We start from the raw sequence: 17,162 nt of genomic DNA on the forward strand, positions 1-17,162 counted from the left end.
TCCGGAGCGGCCGGCCGCACACCGGCCGCCCCGGCGCCGTATTAAAGTATCAGGTCTATGCGGGCGGCAAACACGTGCAGGCCGGGCACCACAGCGGCCGGGATAACGCAGTTGAGGCGTCCGGCAATATTGGCGTCAGGCTCCACTATCAGCGCATCGGCGTTGGCGTCCACGTTCTGCACTATTTCCAACTCTTCCGCGTCCTTCAGCATCGAATACAGTTCCGTGCGCACCGATTTAGCCACGCGGGCATTCAACTTCGACTGCGGGAACCGCAGCCCTATCCTGGTCGCAGCGGCTTCGCGGATATAATCCAGCGAGTCTACCGTGGTGGTATCCAGCAGCGCGCTGCTGGCCACCCCGGCGCTGTTTGTGGTATAGGTGGTAATGGAGCGCACTATCGTCACCTCTTCGCTCGCATTCACTTCCAGGGGCGTCACACCGGCCGCCAGGCAGCTTTCCTGCTCCGCCCTGGTAAGCCGGTCGGCAGTCGCCGGCGCGGCTATGCCGGTAAGCGGTAAGCCGTTCAAGGGCAGCGCCGGATCCGAAACTGATATCTCCACCGCACCCATGGCCGCCGCCTGTTCCCAGGAGAGGCTTATTCCGCCTTTCAAAAGCGCGCATTGCATCCGGCCTGAAGTGTTGTAATTGAGGGCCAGCGTCAAAGCATCCGCCACCGCGCCTATGTAGGCATATACGCCGATTCCGGGGTGCTGTTCCAGCGGTCCGGAGACCAGCTCCATATGCGTCTTCAGCTTACCCAGCGCCGTTGAGGAATTATAGGCGCATACTATTCTGTGATAGCGCGTGGCATGCACCGCGGTCAGGCAGTTGGCGATGTCCGGATCCACCAGGCCGCCGCTCATGGCCTGCACCGTAACAGTGGCTCCGGGCGCGGTGCTTTCTGCGGATAACCCGATGGTGTTGCTCAGAAGGCCGGTATTTCGTGCCGTCAGTACAAGATTATGTTGGATATCCATGGTGACTATCACTGGCAGATCCACATATTTATCCAATGCAGCTTTTAACGCGGTCATTATTACAGTGGCGGTATCTCCGGAGGCTATGGGGACTTCGGTGGTCACATTGCCTATCTTAAACGTCAGCAGACCGGGACCGGTGGCGGTACCGACGCATGGACTTCCTGAGGTGGCGGCGACAGCCTGCGAACCATCGGCAGGCGCTATCACCGTTATATTGGCGTAAGGATTAGCCTTAAACGCGGCTTTTACCATCAGATGCGCCACTGACCCTGCGCCGAAGTAGGTTATTGCCTCGGTCTCTGAATACACGCGCACCGGCACTTCCACCGCCTTTGAACCGGCAGAAGTCTTCTGCCCTATCAGCAGCAACTTGCGGTCGCCGGAAGGCAGCCCCGCGCCGGCTAGCCGCGTGTTGAATTCTATGTATCTGCCTGGTTTGCGAATGTTACTGGGTATTCCGTCAAATGCTATGGTCATTTTTACTATCCTCCTGTTTGAAGTGTTACTACGTCCTGTGCGGCAGCGGTTGTGCTCCCGTTCAGCAGGTAATTCAGCCCCACCGATAACAACGCCTGTGTTCCCTCTTCGTCCATTTTGGAAACCACATACCAGGTTTTAAAATCCAATTGGTAAACCGCCATGCCGCCGGCGCGTTCCGCCTCGTCGGTCACATCGGTAAATCCGGTATATTTGAGTCCCTTTATTTCCAGCCCGAGCTTTTGATCCAGCAATATCTGCGCTATCGCTTCCACCACCGGGAAAGCGCCATGCCGGCGATCCTTATCGGATTTGATGTTCTTGAACGCCAGCCAGATAGACAGATTAATATGCTGTTTCGTATTCTCCGACTGTGTAATAGGTTCCGCCGTGCCCTTTAAAATCGCCAGGGTATAGGCCGGTGTGTTTATCAGTACCACTTCGCTCTTGGCCGTATCAAGTTGTTTAAGCGTAGGCGCTTTCTCGGCCAGCCTGGTTATTACGGCGTTCTCTATCTCGGCAAGCATATATTCAGGCTTCCTTTATTGTCAGCTGGAAATCTTCTCCGTTCATATCGGCCATAAGAGCAGCCAGTGTATTTTTACTATCGGTAACGCCAAGCTGCTTTGCACCGGCGGGCTTTCCGAAACTTGCGGGGAGCGCTATATCTGCAATGCTGCTCCCTGGGGCTATGCAACCTAACAACTGGCTGACTTTTCCTTTAAGCCTATCCCCCGCCCAATTAGCCGAATGTATTTCCACATTCTCCCGGCGGCATGTACCAAGAACGTGATATAGAAACGCCTGGTGTGCATTAGACCACAGGTTTTTACAGATATATATGCCTGGGAAAATGCAAGAATAACCTACAGCGTTCATTTCCCAGGGGGGTTCTATGGTTACACACTTGAAACCGGACCAGCTCTCCCATCCGCCGAAAGTTCCATCCGGACCGGATATTTTAAGGATGCGGGTTAGTATTGCCCCTTTATACATTCCTAAAATTCCTCCAGCTTCCTCTTGCTGAATATCCTGTCCGAAGGACGCTTGTTGGTCTTCATCAGCGAAGCCGGCGGCAGCGCCGCCCGGTCGCTGGTCTCCAGCTGTATAATGCCCACCTGAATGTCTTTAAGCTGGCTGATAGCCTGCTTATACATCAGCTCGCGGGCCCCGATATCAAACTGCTGATTACGCCGCTTGAACAATTTATAGGCCGTTAAATCGAGCGCGAGATTTTTGATTATGCCTGGTACGGATACCAGGGGCACCGTATAGCGCCCCCGCAGGTATCCGTTAATGGTGTCCTGCGCCGCGGAGATAGCTTTGGCGATTATGTCCTGATTAGCGACGCCGGTATTGGCGTCATCAGTGAGCTGGATGAGCTCATCATTTGACAATCGCTCGGTTAAATCTTCCGCGGCACAGTAATCCATCTTTCAGATCCTCAGTCCAGCCAGGGTGAAACCAGCACTTCGGCGGAACCCTTCCAGGGGTTGCTCTCCGCGTTGACAAGATTCTCGCCATAGCAGATCTTGCGGGCGGCCGCTTCATTGGACGGCCCCACCACCAGCAGGTTGCCTTTCAGCCCCAGCGGCACGCCGGCGTCGTTCTTAACGCCGCCTATGGCCGCCCGTGCGGCGCCATAGTTGGTAACGTCAAGCGCCTTCTTGGAACCGAACGCCATCTGCCACAGGCCAAACCCGACATTATCGCGCGAATCCACACCGTACAGGAACTTCTTGGTTTTGAAGACATGCTCGGCTTCCGGATTAGTCAGCGCAACAAACTGCGCCGCCTGCCGCTTCTGGAATATCAGCGGTTTCACAGCGCGGCTGGTGTCCAGCAGGAACCAGGGATTACCCGGATTAGTTTCCGGCACAGCCATGTTGGATACGGTGGTCTTGCCCACTTTATGCGCGCCGAAGAACGGCAGTCCGTCATAGCACAGAGCGCTGAACCCGAGCGGCAGCAGGCCGAATACCAATTCGTCCGGATGCGCGGCCGCGGCGCGGCCCATCTCAGAGAAGACCGGCTTGAAGATGCCTATCTTATCGTCGTTGATGTCGTTCCGGTCCACCTCAACCGTTGACTCGAAGTCTTTATTGACTATCGAGTATTTCCCGGCTTTCAGGTTCTTAAACGCGCGCTCGCCTATCCACTCGCGCATTGACGGGAACGCTCCCAGCCAGGCGTAGTTCTCTTCGGTAACGGTGGAAGGCACCTCCATGGCCACCTGCTGGAACTGCGGGGTGTAGGCGGTGAACGCCTCCTGGAACAGCGTGTTGAACGCCGCGAATATCGCGGACAATGTGTCTTTATTGATTATCATTACTATATCCCTCCTTGTTGGGATGTTGGTTTACACCGAAGCCATCAGGCCGGCGGTCTTAAGCGCGGCTATGACTGCGTTGAGCTGGGTCTTGTTCTCATCGGCCAGCGTAGCGATGCGCTGCACATCCATCTGGACGTAGCTTATGCCCTGGGTGCCGGCATTGTCCGAAGCAACGGCGCCAACATAAGCCGCTTCCGTGAACTCGCCGGGATCTCCCTGGTCGCCCTTGTCACCCTTGTCGCCCTTGGCGCCCGCTGAACCGGGGTCGCCAGCGTCGCCCTTGTCACCCTTGGCTCCCGCTGAACCGGGATCTCCCTGGTCGCCTTTATCGCCGCGTATCGCCATGCCCATCTTCACCCACGCCTCATCGGCGGAAACCACTTCCATTATGACGCCCGCAAACACGTGGTTGGTCCCGCCGTCCAGGTTCACGGTCTGGTCATCAGCCGCGTAGCACTCCTTGCCGGCGTCGCCCTCGGTCAATCCGGCTGAGTCGTAGAGAAAGACGCCCTGTTCTATCTCCACCTGCAAATCCCCGTTCTCGCCGCCTGAGTTATCCACTGTCTTGGCTGCGCGGCCTTCAACCACCAGCCCGGCGGTATCGGCGGCAGGCACCGCATAGCCGGAAGCGTTCCTGGCTACCATGGAACCCGCAAATATCCTCACTTCAGCCGCCGCGCCGCGTACAATTATCTTGCCCGCGCGTTTAGCGGTATCCCTTTCTTGATCTAATTCGCTCATATTTCTTCCTCCTTAATATTCCGAAAATCTCCCCGGCTTCAGCCTCGGAGACCGTTTCAGGCTTTAGGCCTTTTTGTTGTGCTTCTTGAAGTCCTCAACGCTTATGCCGAGCTGCTTGCAGGCCACTACTTCAGCCGCGGTCAGCTCCTGGCTTGTCGGCTCAGGGGCGGGTTCTTTATGCTCGTTCCCCATAGGCACCACCACCGGCGCTTTAGCCACGAATACCTTAAACCCCTCGGGGTCTTCGGCGGCGTATTTCTTCGCCCAGTCGTTCTGCGCGGGTGAAATCTTCCCGGCCTTCAAAGCCACCTGCACCAACTCATCCGCATCGCGCGCGGCCAGTTTATCGCTAAGGGTTTTTACCCGGGCGGCCAGTTCGGATGTCTTGTCGGATCCGCTTTTCATGGCCACTATGGTCCCCACGGTTTCCGACTCGCTCGCGCCGTCCGTCAGTCCCAGAGCGGTCAGCACGCCTTTGCAGGCCACCGGAATTTTCCCGGCGGTTTCCTTCAGGCTGGTTATTGCGGCTATCGCTTCATCCACAGTCGCCGTGGCGGCAAGCCCCAGCGCTTTAAGTATGTTATCCATCTTTATGGTTTCCTCCTTCTTGGTTGCGGCGTTGCCGCCGTTTACTTCCTGCTTGGCTACCACAGGCTCCATTCCGTCAATGGCGGGGGTGTTGGTGAGCGCCGCGTGCAAAAACTTCACAACGCGGTTCTTTTTATCGCGCAAAAACACCGGTGATAAATAGCGGTATTCCCGGTTATTAAGCATCTCGGCGGCGCGTTTGCACCAGGAGACCTTTCCCCAAATGCCGTCCGCACCCTTATTTTCCAACTCAGTCACCCAACCGGCAGCCGGCGCCTCATTGCCGCTCAGTGTCTGGTGCTCATAGTCAATAACCGGGTCGGTCTGGCTGGCCTTGTAAAAATCCATCACCATGTCGGCGCCGGCCTTGTCCAGGATAACCATGCCTTTGTCGGTTTTATGCTCCCCGAATGGGAGAAGCTGGATAATTTCCGGCGCTTGGCCCTGTCCTCCCATAGACATTGCCACCACCATCGTCCGTACCGCCTGCCCGTCATCAGCCTGCCTTGCCATCGTTTCTCCGTCAATTTCCGCGTTTTTTTGTTGCAGCCAAGGATTTTATAGCAGAAGTGTGAATCCCATCTCTACTAAACGGTTTAGTAGAGGAAAGACTCTTTACCGAGTATGATATTTCCGGTATGACAAAATTTTCCTGGAGGCATAATGAGCGATTTTAATTTTTGGCTGGAAGGCATAAAGAACTGGGGACTCCCCGTAGCGGTCCTGGCCGCCTGGTTTTACCATAACCGCGGCCAGAACAAGCTTTGGGCGCAGATGCTGGAAAACAACAAAACCTATACCGCCGAGATGATTAAAACCAACAGCACACAGGCCGCCCAGACGCTTGAGAATACCAATAAGATTTGGAGTAATGTGCTGGATATGGTGCGCCAGCAATGGTGCCAGCAGAACGAAGTTTTGAAAGGCCTGCTGGAAAATGACCAGTACCATGGCGCGCAACTGGCGCGCATAGAGCAGAAAATAGACACCAACCAGTCTTGCCCGATGATCAGGAGCGACAAATGAACCCCGAAATAATCCAGATGCGCAACGATCTTGCCCTGCTGCGCCGCAAAGCTTTAAGGCAACGCGAAGAGGCCGCCGGCATTACACTGCTTATCCGGCTTGAACTGCCAGTCTATGGTGAAGACCCCATCTTACGCACCGATACCGCCAAAGTGCTCCAATTCACCAAGCGCCTGCACGAGTTGAAGACCGACCTGGTTAAAAGCCTAGCCGGGATTAAGGCTCTTGAGGAGGCGCTGGGCGAAAATGAGTAAAAAACACCTTCTTTTTGCCGAGGCTGAGCGTTTATTTACCATAGAGCAAACAAGCGTTGATGGTATTGCCGTGCGTCTCAAGATATGCGAGAAAACCGTACGTCTCTGGAAAGAAGAAGGCAGCTGGGACGCCAAACGCAAAGCTTACCTGTCCAGCCGCCAGCAATTCCATGAGGAAATGTACGAGTTTTGCCGCGCCCTCATGAAATCTGTCAGCGAGGATCTAAAAGCTAGCAATCCAATAGATCCAAAGCGCCTGGGAACCATAGCCCGCATAATCCCCAATATCTACAAGGTTAAAGATTACGAGGATGCTGTAAAAAAACTCTCCGGCGCCGACTCCGGCAAAAGCAAAGACCTGGTCAAAGATATGGCCCGGATTATTAACGAGCAGCTCACGGGAGAGACCTCCGATGAACCAGCCGCGGCCGACCCCACTAAACCACAGGAAGCCCCGCAACCCGGCGGTACCGTCAAATGAAACCAGCGGCGTATTTCCTCCCCTATCAAATAGCCTGGCTAAAGGATAAGTCCAGGATTAAGATTTGGGAAAAATCACGCCGCATAGGCGCTACCTACGTCCAGAGTTATGAAGATGTGCGCGACTGCGTTGAAGGCGCTGTCCCCTGCGTCTGGTTCTCCTCCGCCGACGAATCCGCCGGCCGCGAATATATCCTCTATTGCGAAAAGTGGGCAAAAATTTTCAATGCCGGCGCGCAAATGCTCGGCGAGATTATCCTGGACGAAAAGAAAGGCATCAAAGGCCGGGTCCTGGAATTTAAAGACGGCCGCCGCATCACGGCTTTAACCTCCAACCCAAAGGCATTCCGCTCCAAAGGCGGCAAAGTTATCCTGGACGAATATGCCCACCATGACGATGCCGACGAAATGTGGAAAGCCGCCAAGCCCTGTATCACCTGGGGCTTCCCGCTCAGGATCCTTTCTACTCATAACGGCACCAGCACCCGCTTCAACCGCTTCATCGAGAGCATCCGCAAAGGCCGGCTTAACTGGAGTCTGCATACAGTCTCCATCTTCAAAGCGGTGGAAGACGGCCTGGCCGACAAAATCGTCGGCCATGTTCTAACCAAAGCGGAGCGCGACGCCTGGATAGAAGCCGAGCATCAGGACTGTGATGATGAAGACACCTGGCAGCAGGAATATTGCGTAGTTGCCACCGACAGCGCTTCCTCCTTTCTGCCATATAATCTTATCCGCCCCTGCGAATTCAAAGATTGCCTGGTCTCGGACAAGCGCGATCTGCTGACTCTGCCGGGAGATCTCTATGCGGGCTTCGACGTAGCACGCAAAAAACACCTGGCCGTTATCGCTATCCTGCAAAAATACGGCGGTATGCTCTGGCTGCGCTGGCTGAGCGTTATGCAGAACCAGAAGTTTAAGTTTATGAAGGAGGAGCTCTACTGGCTCCTGAAACTGCCGCAGTTGCGCCGGGGCTGCATAGACGCCACCGGGTTGGGGATGCAGCTCGGCGAAGAAGCACAGGACGATTTCGGCAAGTTCAAGGTTGAGCCTATCACGTTTAACGAAGGCGTAAAAGAAGAACTCGCCTATGGCCTGCATCCCTACTTTGAAGACGTCGCCATCCATATCCCGGACCAGTTTGAGCTGCGCGAGGATCTCCATTCGGTCAAAAAGATAGTCACCAAGGCAAATCATATCCGTTTTGACGCTGAGGCTAGTGAAAACGGCCATGGGGACCGTTTCTGGGCTATGTCTTTGGCCGCCCATGCCATCAGCAAGTGCGTAGGCCCCATACACTTAGCCTCAGGTTCAGGCAACCAGGACTCAAAGATTTTGCAAGGCTACGAAAAGCAGGAAAACGGCCTGTTTTTAATGCGCCCGGACCATAAACGGCGAAAAAGGTCAATTTTGAGCGGTTTTTGAAACATCCTAAAACGCTCACAAATGCCCCAGGAGCGTTTTAGCCGTCCCTCTACAGGCGCGGCAGTCTAAAAATGCGGATTGAACGCTATTTTATGCGAGCCAAATGAATATTAGGCATATGGCAATGCCCCGGTTTTAGAGGTTCCGAAACTCGGCAATATTTTTATTTTTAATTAACTTTGACTGACCGGCTCCCAAAAACCCGGTAAAAACGGAGAAAACCATGTCCCCAAAAAAGACCAACCACCGCGCCCCCAACCCGCGCCGGTTTCAGCGCATAGTCTGCAAATCCCTTCCGGCTTTCGTCCCCTCTTTCCGACCCGGCGAAATAGCCTCCCGCGAGCGCAGCCTCGATTTCTATCTGTCGGCTGGTATGCCGCTCCCCAACCCCGACCCCGTGCTAAAACGCATGGGTAAAGACATCAGCGTCTATACCGACCTCCTCGCCGACGACCATGTCGGCGGCTGCGCCGACTCCCGCGCCGCCGGCGTCCTATCGCTCGACTGGGCCGTGGACAACGGCAAAGCGCAGAGCCGCTCCGCCGCGTTCGTCAAGGATATGCTCGACGCTCTCGATATGCCGCGCCTGGTCGCCGAGATCTTAAAGGCGCCGCTCTTCGGCTACTCCGTGCTCGAAATAGTCTGGAACATCGGCGCGGATAACCTGGTGCGCCCCGTCTCCGTGCAGAAAAAGCCCTGCGCCTGGTTCAGCTTCGATGGTTACGATAAACTCATGTTCCGCAGTAAAGAAAATCCCCTGGGTGAGATTTTGCCGCCTCGCAAATTCCTGCTCGCTTCGCATAAAGCCAGTTATGAAAACCCCTACGGCGAGCCTGTCTTAAGCCGCATCTTCTGGCCCGCCACCTTTAAAAAAGGCGGCCTGAAGTTTTGGACCATCTTCATAGAAAAATACGGCATGCCGCACGTGATAGGTAAAAACCCGCGCGGCACCGGTGATGCTGACACCAACGACCTGCTCTACAAGCTGGAGAATATGGTGCAGGACGCCGTTGCCGTAATACCCGATGATTCCTCCGTTGAGATAAAAGACTTCGCAGCCTCCGGCGGCTCCATAGACGCCTATGAGCGTTACCTGGTCTATTGCGAAAAGTCCATCTCAAAAGGCCTGCTCGGCCAAACCCTCACTACCGACGTGGGAGATAAAGGCAGCTACGCCGCCGCCAAAACCCACATGGAGGTACGCGGCGATATTGTGACCAGCGATAAAAAGGTTGTGGAGCAGACCATCCAGCAGCTAATCAACTGGACCTGCGAGTTAAACTTCCCCGGCGAACCCGTTCCCGTCTATTCCATGTTCGCCCCCGAAGACGTTGACATGGACCAGGCCACCCGCGACAAAGTCCTAACCGACTGCGGCGTGAAATTTACCCCGGTCTACTTCCAGCGCGAGTATAACCTGAAGCCGGAAGATTTCACCCTGATAGACCCGCCAGGATACTCCGGCGCCGCGCAACCATCCAACGCAACCCCCTTCGCCGGCAAAGCCCCAGCCCCGGCCGCGCAGCAGGCCGAAGTAGAGGATCCCATCACCGCCGCGGCCGATAAACTTGACCCGGCAGCTCTCCAGGCACAGATAGAAGGTGTTCTCGCCCCGGTCCTGGAAGCCATAAAAGCCGGCGACTACCAGGCAATGGAATCCGGCCTCATCGCCGCCTATCCCGAGATGGACACCAAAAAATTCCAGGAAACGCTTGCCCGCGCAATTTACGTCTCAGAGATTTGGGGCCGTCTCACCGCCAACAAAGCTTAATATGCCCAAAGTCCCGGACCTGCACTACGCCATCGGCCTAGAGCCCAAAGAAGCGCTCCGCTATCTGGCCGGCCAGACGGACTATCACCCTGCCTTCAACTGGTATGACGTATGGCAGGACGCCCACGCCAAAGCCTTCACCGTCGCCAAAGCCATGCAGGTGGACCTGCTGAAAGATATTCACTCCGCCGTGCAGAATGGTATGAAGAATGGCCTCACCGTCTCGCAATTCCGTAAAACCATAGAACCCACTCTCCAGGCTAAAGGCTGGTGGGGCAAGAAGATAATGACCAACCCAGACACCGGCAAGGAACAAGTGGTCCAGCTCGGCAGCCCGCGCCGCCTGGAATTAATCTACCGGGCCAATATGTCTGTAGCCGAGTCTGCCGCCCGTTACCAGGACTTTGTTGAATCCGCCCCTGAGCGTCCCTACTGGCAGTTCGTCTGCGTGCTGGATGCGCACACCCGCCCCTCGCACCGCGCCCTGAACGGTAAAGTATTCCGCTGGGATGATCCGTTCTGGAATACCTTCTGGCCGCCCCTGGACTGGGGCTGCCGCTGCACCGTGCGCAAGCTCACCGCCGAGCAGGTGCGCAAGCTGGGCCTTAAAGTGGAATCCTCCGTGGGGAAAATTGCCTACAACCAGCCCGGCGCTGAACTGCAAAAGATAGGCGCGCAGCGTTCCACCTATACCGACCCCGTCACCGGAGAAAAAGTCTCCACCGGCGCCGGATGGGATTATAACCCCGGCCAAGCCTGGTATCTGGATGCGCAGACCTGGCAGAAAGCGGAAGATCTTCCCGACCCCTTGCGTCGCACCTTCCTCGCGGATATGGCAAAGAATAATCTGGCGGCCGAGATGTGGCCAACCTGGGTGGATGGCATCCTGGCGCGCAATAGCACAAACGGTTTTGCCGCCACTATCGGCTGGATGAAACCTGTTGTCTTTGACAAACTAACAGCATTAAACCTGAAACCCGAAAGCCCGCTGATAATCGCCAACGATAAAGGAATACTTCACGCTCAGCGCCCCGCGAAACAAAAATCCGGCCAGGCGATATCTATTGAGGAATTAAAAAAATTGCCGGGTTATATTTCTGATTATGAAGCGGTCCTCTACGACAAAATAAATAAGAACATCCTTTACGTCGTAAAGTCGGCCGAGGTTAAAGCGACCAAGATCGTGATTGAGGTAAATTATAATCTGCGCGAAATGCAAACCCCGGCCAATTTATTTAAGACGGTATCCGATGTAAACGCCTATAACCTGGCTGAGGACCGCTATGTTTTGCTGGATGGTAAATTAAAATGAGCGCGCTCCTTACGAAGCCACGCTCATTTAGTTTAGAAGACGGAGGGACGGCTCTTCCCCTCATACCATGGATCTCGGACAAGTCCGCTAACCACGCCGTAGGCAACGCCGATTTTCCTACTGTCGTCTCCTGGGTATATTATAGCCCCCGGCCGGCAGGATTTCAAGGCCTATTTTTATGATCAAGATTTCCGTTGACCTCGGCCCTGTTCAAAAACGTCTGGCCGAAATCCATAAAAAGTTGAAGAACACCCGCCCGCTCATGCGCGAGATAGCTGATATCCTGTGGGATTCCACCATGGAGAACTTCCAGCAGGGTGGCCGCCCCAAATGGGTGCCGTCCGCCGCCGCGTTAAAAAGAAAAGGCCAGACGCTTATAGCTAAAGGCCGGCTTATGCGTTCCGTCCATAAAGCCTATGGCAACAACTATGCTATGGCCGGCACTAATGAAGTTTACGCCGCCATCCACCAGTTCGGCGGCTTCATCCGGCGCCGCCAGGTTGCCGCCACTTCCGACTTCCGCAAATTCGACGGTCGTCCCACAAAATTAAACAGTTATGCCGTAGGCGAAATAGTAGCCCGGCCATATTTTAAACTTCAGCCCGACGAACTCAAAGACATCGAAAATACCGCAGCCAAATACCTCGGAGATAAAAAATGAAACCCCTTTCCCGCACCCCGCGCGCTCTTGCTCGCCGTCTTAAAACCCCCATCTGCAAAGCCTGCAGCCGCCCGAAGCTGGCCGAGACCAGCCATATCCCCGGCCAGCGCAAGACCTTCAGCTTCACCTGCTGGACCCCAGGCTGCCCTGAAGGCGAGATGAAGACCTGGGCAAAGCTGAAAGAGTCGGAAGTTATACGAAAGGAGGTTACACATGAAACTGTAGACGGACCATCTCTTATTTCAAGCCGCAGTCTTTTCGATTAAATTAAAACCCCCAGCGGAAAGCCGCCGTGGTTTTTTATTGATCCTTGACAATTCAAAAACACAGTTCCCCGTCGGTTATGGGCCGTCGGGGGGAACTATTCTTTCTTCTTTTTCCAGCGCGGCCGCATAATAATATTAGGCCTGCTACCACATGCCGGACAGAACCAATACGGATAACTTTTAGATTCATCTTTACTAATACGGTAATCTGAATATCCGGTTTGAATTTGGACAAGCTTCTTTTCTTTCTGAAAACAATTTAAACAGTAAGGGTCGGATATTCCGCGTTTCCATAGGAGGTTTCTATGTATCATGAAGTCTTCGCCAAGTTCTTTGACGTAATCGTATATTCCGGCTGTCTTATCCTGGTCGGGTGGATGTGGTGTCTTCTTATCAGAGTTTCGCTTAAAATGGAACTCAAAGATTTTCTTGACGAGCTCGACCGCCGTAAGAAAGAGGACCAAAACTCCTAACCAAATCTGGATTTTCCCGAAGTTTAAGTTCATGTTATTTATGGGCCGTCGGGGGGACTAATTAATCAAAACAAAATCCTGCTGATATCCGAATGGTGGTCTATAATAATCAGCAAGTTTGGTTAAATTTTGTTTTACCTCTTTCACTGATATATTCAAATGCCTGGCTATTATAGGCAAGATTTCTTTCTCCGATGTCTGGTATTTGTGTATTTCATTAACTTCTTTATATTCCTCTTTAATTGAAAGCCAGCGATCGAATGTCTGTTGATCTGGTCGGATCATTTCTGGATAGTCATAATGCTGGATTTTACCTTGATAGATAAAAGGCTTTCCTTTTAAATTTAACTCGACATCGTTTCGTGTTTTATTATATTCGGCCAGTTGTTGATCATTCGGAATAGAAGTTATTTCCAAGTGCCCTTTTTCATATGTCGCTACCGCCGCATATATCCCCAATTCCTGAAACTCCAAAGATCCTGGGCTAAGACAAACTTGAAAATTATTTTCATTTGAAATTTTGCCCCACTGATCTTTAATCACTGAAAAAAGAGTCGCACGTGCTTGAATTGGAGTTATGTCAAAAGCCACAACCCCCTCTATTCTTTTTCCAGGAGAAAGATTTGTGATATTGATATCAGTTACCTCCATTGCAGCGGAGATATTTTGTAGATCAACAAATTTCTTTATTGGGGACGGTTTCTCAGCAAAGAAAACAGCGAGCATTGCTCCTGCAATAGCACAAATGATCACGATATCTTTAAAACTCAATTTTTTATTTAAATTTAACATGCAATTCTCCCCCAAGGTTTATTTCTATCGCTTTCTTTTATCTATTAAGCAGGTTTTCGTTTAGGCTGCTGATGAAGCTGTTTAAATCTTTTAAAAGCTTCCTGACTCCCCTTAGCTCCTCGAATATATCCAAGGATAAGGTTTCTCTCCTTCTGATGCTCTAAAAAGTAACTGGCGATTTCCTGTATATCCTCGTCAGGAGGAAGCTTTTTTTTAACTTCGGCAAATTTCTCTTCGGCGATAACTGTTATGGCAACCCCCAACAACGATGCAATCTTTTTCGCAAGCTCGAAGGACATATGGTATTTGCTGGTCTCGATATTCGCAAGTGTTATTCGATGTATTCCAACCTTAGAGGAGAATGTTTCCTGAGAGGGCGCGTCAGGCAACGCTTTCCGTAATTCCTGTATCTTTTTCCCGTGTGGAATAAATGTCTGCATAAAAGGCCCTTGACAGATTGTAGTGTAGTTCGTATACTACAATAGAGGTTTAAAACAAACTATGGCAACAAGACATATCCTACCAATAAACGAGCGCAGAATAAAATCGCAGATGATTCTTTGTGGAGTACGCCAGATTGATGTCGCAAGAAAATTAAAATGCAGTTCTACCGCTGTCAGGAAAGTAATATCCGGGGTTCCTTGCAGCAACAGAATCAAGGCCGAGATCGCCATCCGCTTAGGAATGTCGGTCTCCCAACTCTGGCCGCACAAGCGCCGCCGTGCCGCCCGCGCCTAATATGAGGAGAGAATAATGTCCGCACAAAACGACAAGATATATCTTCGGTTTAAAAAAATCGCAATAAGACATGGATTGGAAGCTGCGCTTATCTGTTTTCAAAGCTATTTAAATAAAAATGGACGCAGGGAATCTCGCTCAACCGCAGCTTTAGTTTTCGGATTTTATGCGAATAATTATGGGGACTCGATGATTTTTGAAACTCTTTATAAAAAATACCCAATACTACAGGAGATTCATCCGACTCGGCCCTCCCGGCGCATAATATAAGGAAAGGGATTATGGCAACTCTTTACTGCGTCACTCTGAAATATCGCTGCGGCCATACCGCATTCGCCTGGACAAGTGACCAGCAAAAAGCGCACCACGAAAGACGCCTTAACAAAAACTGCGACCTCTGCTCCGGCAGACTCGCCCGCATAATGAAAGCCAAAAAGTCTTAAGGAGAATATGCCCACCCCCTGGACCAAACCCGAACTTATCATCTGGCTCCGCCGCCAGGCGCACCGCCTGCACCGCCTGCCCGGCCGGCACGACATTCTGATCGCAAAAAACGCGCCTTCCATCAATCTGTTTTATTCAAAATTCGGCAGCCTGGCCGATGCCTACCGCGCCGCCGGGCTCCTTAAAGGAGATAAATAATAATGGACCCTATCCCTCCACAGATACTAGTCGCACATATCCACCGCACCGGAATAGAATCCGCTTTACGTCGTCTTAAGGCCGAAGGCAAAGACCACAAAGACGCTTTATACGAAATCATCGAAGCCGCCAAGGAAGCCGATTGCGCCGCGTTGTTTGCCGCTGCCTGTTCCATGTACGAAGTTTCGCCGGATTAATTTACGGGGGAAAAGAAGCATGTATTCACTGAAACAAATAAGTTGCATGTCACAACTGTCGGTTCCTGTCTTACGCAAACGCGCCCAGCGCGAAAACTGGCTCCCGGCCGAGACCACCACAGTAAACCACGCCAGTGCCAAGCTATACGTGCTGGAGCAGCTGCCGCAGGACATCCGCACCAGGCTGTCGGTTGTCACACCTTCCGGCAACACCATCCCGGTTCCCATTTGCGCCGCCTCCATCTCCGAAAAGACCAAGCGCATAGCCCTTGCCCGCCTGGACCTCTTGCGCCATTGGCAAAACTGGCGCGCGCATCATAAAAACCAGCCGCTCACTCAGGTGGACTTCGGTTTTATCTCCGCGTACAACACCGGTGCCGCGTTCCACCCGGTGCATGACCTGCTCGGCGAAGTCTCCATAAAAACCCTGTACCGCTGGCAGGCCGCGATGGAAAACACCCTGGATTGGACCCGCCTGGTGCCTCTCTATAACTGCGGCTCGAACGAAGCCCCGGAGCTTAACCCCGCAGAAAAATCCATGTTTGAAAAGCTGCTGCTTAATCCCAAAAAGCCATCAGTTGGATCAGCCGCTCACCTGGTGCGCTATGCGCTCACCCTCCAGGGCATTCAGCCGCACTCGCCAATAACCTTCCGCCGGTACGCGCAATGGCTGCGCTCCCGCAATAATGATTTATGGGTATTCTGCCGTGAGGGTCACAAAGCCCTGGTGGATAAAGTGGCCCCGTTCATTCGCCGCGATTCCGCCATGCTCGAAGTCGGCCAGGTGCTGGTGGCCGACGGCCATCGCCTGAACTTCCTTATGATAAATCCCTACACCGGCAAACCCTGCCGCTGCACCATGATAGGCTACCTCGACTGGAAAAGTTATTACCTGGCCGGCTACGAGATCATGCCCGAAGAAAACACCCAGGCCATAGCCTCCGCGCTCCGCAACGCCATCATCAACCTCGGCAAGATACCCCAGGTCTGCTACCAGGACAACGGCAGCTCATTCCGCAGTCGTTTCTTTACCGCTGATGAAAATCTTGAAGACTGCGGTTTCTACGGCCTCTTCGGCCGGCTCGGTATCGCGCCGGTCTTTGCGCAGCCTTACAACGCGCGGGCGAAAGTGATAGAAGGCTGGTGGCGGCATTTCGCCGAAACGTTCGAACGCCTTATCCCAAGCTACACCGGCGCGAGCATCGCCGATAAACCGGCCTGGATGGCGCGGAATGAAAAATTTCACCGCGCCATCCATAACAACTACGTCTTCAATATTGACGAGATTAAGGAATATATAAATATCTGGCTGGACTATGCCGGCAGTTGCCCGAATCCTTACGTTAAAAACAAGACCTGTAAACAAGTTTTCGACGAAGGCAGCGGCCCCGGCGTTAACATCTCCGACCTGGACGATCTGATGCTCTCCGTGAACATCACCCGGTTGGGCCGCAACGGCGTCCGTTTGTTCGGCCAGGAATATTTTAATGAGGCGCTCTACGGCATGATCTCCGAAGTGGTGGTGAAATATAGCCTGTCCGATCTGACCAAAGTGAAGATATACGACCTTAAAGGCAAGTTCATCTGCGAAGCGCCCCGCGTGGAAAGAATTCACCCCATGGCCACGCTCTTCGGCGACGCCAAAGATAAAACTGCGCTGGCTATGGCGCAGCATATGCAGCGCAAGCTGACCGCCGATACCAAAGAGCGTTCCATAGAACGCTTTGCCCCGGTGCCCGAAATAGCCTGGTGCGGAATCCCGGCAAACCCCGCGCCTGTGAATGCGGTCCGGGTCTCCGCTATTCCAGCCTCCGCCGTAGCCGTAACCTCGGCGCATCCCAAAGAAGGCGAGCGCCCTTTGTTTATGGAAATGTTTGAACGCTACGATTGGCTGCTTAAGCATGGCGCAAATACCGATGAGGATAAAACTTTTATGGCCGACTACGAAAAGAGCAAAGAATTCACACTGCTCTACCGGTCATATAATTCGTAAAAAACCGCACA

Annotated in this window: 22 protein-coding genes; 13 read left to right on the top strand and 9 right to left on the bottom strand. The window is 53.1% G+C overall.

The features are described from left to right. Window positions 1-41 precede the first annotated feature (41 nt). The 7 genes from NTX59_08250 to NTX59_08280 all read right to left on the bottom strand — a co-directional run bounded on the left by NTX59_08250 (window position 42) and on the right by NTX59_08280 (window position 5,634). A complete protein-coding gene (locus tag NTX59_08250) occupies window positions 42-1,460 on the bottom strand; it encodes a phage tail protein (GenBank protein MCX5785667.1) in 1,419 nt (472 codons plus the stop codon). 5 nt (window positions 1,461-1,465) lie between these two features. Then, window positions 1,466-1,987 (bottom strand): DUF1834 family protein, encoded by a 522-nt coding sequence (locus NTX59_08255; GenBank protein ID MCX5785668.1) that lies wholly within the window; start codon window positions 1,985-1,987, stop codon window positions 1,466-1,468. A gap of 4 nt (window positions 1,988-1,991) precedes the next feature. Beyond that, on the bottom strand, window positions 1,992-2,456 hold the full coding sequence (locus NTX59_08260) for a DUF5675 family protein (GenBank protein MCX5785669.1): 465 nt from the start codon (window positions 2,454-2,456) through the stop codon (window positions 1,992-1,994). 2 nt (window positions 2,457-2,458) lie between these two features. After that, window positions 2,459-2,893: a DUF1320 domain-containing protein gene (locus NTX59_08265; protein ID MCX5785670.1), complete on the bottom strand. Its 435-nt coding sequence runs from the start codon at window positions 2,891-2,893 to the stop codon at window positions 2,459-2,461. 11 nt (window positions 2,894-2,904) lie between these two features. Beyond that, window positions 2,905-3,789: a Mu-like prophage major head subunit gpT family protein gene (locus NTX59_08270; protein MCX5785671.1), complete on the bottom strand. Its 885-nt coding sequence runs from the start codon at window positions 3,787-3,789 to the stop codon at window positions 2,905-2,907. Window positions 3,790-3,819: 30 nt separating this feature from the next. Further along, a complete protein-coding gene (locus tag NTX59_08275) occupies window positions 3,820-4,533 on the bottom strand; it encodes a collagen-like protein (GenBank protein MCX5785672.1) in 714 nt (237 codons plus the stop codon). Between the two features lie 63 nt (window positions 4,534-4,596). Continuing rightward, window positions 4,597-5,634: a phage protease gene (locus tag NTX59_08280; protein MCX5785673.1), complete on the bottom strand. Its 1,038-nt coding sequence runs from the start codon at window positions 5,632-5,634 to the stop codon at window positions 4,597-4,599. Between the two features lie 150 nt (window positions 5,635-5,784). Between NTX59_08280 and NTX59_08285 the strand changes: the two genes are divergently transcribed. The 9 genes from NTX59_08285 to NTX59_08325 all read left to right on the top strand — a co-directional run bounded on the left by NTX59_08285 (window position 5,785) and on the right by NTX59_08325 (window position 12,789). Continuing rightward, complete coding sequence (locus tag NTX59_08285; protein ID MCX5785674.1) at window positions 5,785-6,147, top strand: hypothetical protein; 363 nt, start codon at window positions 5,785-5,787, stop codon at window positions 6,145-6,147. Beyond that, window positions 6,144-6,401, top strand: a complete 258-nt coding sequence (locus NTX59_08290; protein MCX5785675.1) for a hypothetical protein — start codon at window positions 6,144-6,146, stop codon at window positions 6,399-6,401. The genes NTX59_08285 and NTX59_08290 overlap by 4 nt, the downstream gene beginning before the upstream one ends. Beyond that, window positions 6,394-6,882 carry a hypothetical protein gene (locus NTX59_08295; GenBank protein ID MCX5785676.1) on the top strand — a complete coding sequence of 163 codons (489 nt, stop codon included), beginning with the start codon at window positions 6,394-6,396 and terminating at the stop codon, window positions 6,880-6,882. The genes NTX59_08290 and NTX59_08295 overlap by 8 nt, the downstream gene beginning before the upstream one ends. Then, window positions 6,879-8,306, top strand: coding sequence for a terminase family protein (locus tag NTX59_08300; protein MCX5785677.1), 1,428 nt, complete (start codon window positions 6,879-6,881; stop codon window positions 8,304-8,306). Before NTX59_08295 ends, NTX59_08300 begins: the two co-directional genes overlap by 4 nt. A gap of 223 nt (window positions 8,307-8,529) precedes the next feature. Then, entirely contained in the window at window positions 8,530-10,077 is a 1,548-nt protein-coding gene (locus tag NTX59_08305; protein MCX5785678.1) for a DUF935 family protein, read from the top strand. A 1-nt stretch (window position 10,078) separates the two neighbouring features. Next, window positions 10,079-11,389 carry a phage minor head protein gene (locus NTX59_08310; protein MCX5785679.1) on the top strand — a complete coding sequence of 437 codons (1,311 nt, stop codon included), beginning with the start codon at window positions 10,079-10,081 and terminating at the stop codon, window positions 11,387-11,389. A gap of 178 nt (window positions 11,390-11,567) precedes the next feature. Further along, window positions 11,568-12,050 carry a phage virion morphogenesis protein gene (locus tag NTX59_08315; GenBank protein MCX5785680.1) on the top strand — a complete coding sequence of 161 codons (483 nt, stop codon included), beginning with the start codon at window positions 11,568-11,570 and terminating at the stop codon, window positions 12,048-12,050. Then, window positions 12,047-12,316 (top strand): hypothetical protein, encoded by a 270-nt coding sequence (locus NTX59_08320; protein ID MCX5785681.1) that lies wholly within the window; start codon window positions 12,047-12,049, stop codon window positions 12,314-12,316. Before NTX59_08315 ends, NTX59_08320 begins: the two co-directional genes overlap by 4 nt. A 305-nt stretch (window positions 12,317-12,621) precedes the next feature. Then, a complete protein-coding gene (locus NTX59_08325; protein MCX5785682.1) occupies window positions 12,622-12,789 on the top strand; it encodes a hypothetical protein in 168 nt (55 codons plus the stop codon). Between the two features lie 57 nt (window positions 12,790-12,846). On the opposite strand, the gene NTX59_08330 is transcribed toward NTX59_08325, so the two are convergent. Together NTX59_08330 and NTX59_08335 are read right to left on the bottom strand one after the other, a co-directional pair. Beyond that, complete coding sequence (locus NTX59_08330) at window positions 12,847-13,581, bottom strand: hypothetical protein (protein MCX5785683.1); 735 nt, start codon at window positions 13,579-13,581, stop codon at window positions 12,847-12,849. A 44-nt stretch (window positions 13,582-13,625) separates the two neighbouring features. After that, on the bottom strand, window positions 13,626-14,021 hold the full coding sequence (locus NTX59_08335) for a helix-turn-helix transcriptional regulator (GenBank protein ID MCX5785684.1): 396 nt from the start codon (window positions 14,019-14,021) through the stop codon (window positions 13,626-13,628). Window positions 14,022-14,600: 579 nt separating this feature from the next. On the opposite strand from NTX59_08335, the gene NTX59_08340 reads away from it, so the two are divergent. The 4 genes from NTX59_08340 to NTX59_08355 are packed head-to-tail and all read left to right on the top strand — an operon-like array spanning window position 14,601 to window position 17,151. Next, the gene (locus tag NTX59_08340) at window positions 14,601-14,762 is read left to right on the top strand and encodes a hypothetical protein (protein MCX5785685.1); all 162 of its coding nucleotides are present in this window, start codon (window positions 14,601-14,603) and stop codon (window positions 14,760-14,762) included. Between the two features lie 7 nt (window positions 14,763-14,769). After that, window positions 14,770-14,961: a hypothetical protein gene (locus NTX59_08345; GenBank protein ID MCX5785686.1), complete on the top strand. Its 192-nt coding sequence runs from the start codon at window positions 14,770-14,772 to the stop codon at window positions 14,959-14,961. A 2-nt stretch (window positions 14,962-14,963) separates the two neighbouring features. Beyond that, complete coding sequence (locus NTX59_08350) at window positions 14,964-15,158, top strand: hypothetical protein (GenBank protein ID MCX5785687.1); 195 nt, start codon at window positions 14,964-14,966, stop codon at window positions 15,156-15,158. Window positions 15,159-15,204: 46 nt separating this feature from the next. Next, window positions 15,205-17,151, top strand: a complete 1,947-nt coding sequence (locus NTX59_08355) for a transposase (GenBank protein ID MCX5785688.1) — start codon at window positions 15,205-15,207, stop codon at window positions 17,149-17,151. The last annotated feature ends 11 nt before the right edge of the window (window positions 17,152-17,162 follow it).

It is taken from the genome of Elusimicrobiota bacterium (genome assembly GCA_026388155.1).
GTDB lineage: Bacteria > Elusimicrobiota > Elusimicrobia > Elusimicrobiales > UBA9959 > UBA9634.